The 564-nt window shown below is 62.2% G+C and carries 1 protein-coding gene; it reads left to right on the forward strand.

Annotated elements, in window-relative coordinates:
- On the forward strand, window positions 1–504 hold a 504-nt coding region (locus H5T41_11490), incomplete at its 5' end, for a sensor histidine kinase (protein ID MBC7109382.1).
- Window positions 505–564 lie beyond the last annotated feature (60 nt).

The following is a 564-nucleotide window of genomic DNA, read 5'->3' on the forward strand; positions in this document are numbered from 1 at the left end:
GCCGCCGCACGCTGGGCCCTTGCTGCCGGCGAAAAGGACGAGGCGGAAAAACTCCTCGCCCAAGGGATCGAGGCTTTGCGAGATTTGGCGCGGGAACTCAGGCCGCCCCTTTTGGACGAGGCCGGACTGGCCCCAGCCCTGCGTAAACTCCTTTCCAACTTCGCAGCCGCAGGATTAGAAGTAAACGCAGAAATCGAGGAGGGAAGGTATCCCGAGCTCGTGGAGACCGTGGCCTTTCGGGTGATCCAGGAATCCTTGGAGAACGTGCGGCGCCATGCCCAAGCCAAACAGGTTTTCCTGAGCCTTGGGGAGGAGAACGGCTGGCTCTGCGGGGAGGTGCGGGATGATGGGAAAGGATTTGACCCGAAGCGAACTACGCCCGGGCTTGGTCTTTCGGGAATGCGGGAGTGGGTGGAGCTTTTAGGAGGGACCCTGGCCATCGATTCCCGGCCTGGCCAGGGAACCCGCGTGTGCTTCCGCCTCCCTTTGCAAAAAACGGCCTAAAGGCTACTCGTAGCGAAGAGCCTCCACGGGATCGAGTCGGGAGGCGCGGACTGCCGGGTA

This window comes from Methanomassiliicoccales archaeon, assembly GCA_014361295.1.
Lineage (GTDB): Archaea > Thermoplasmatota > Thermoplasmata > Methanomassiliicoccales > JACIVX01 > JACIVX01.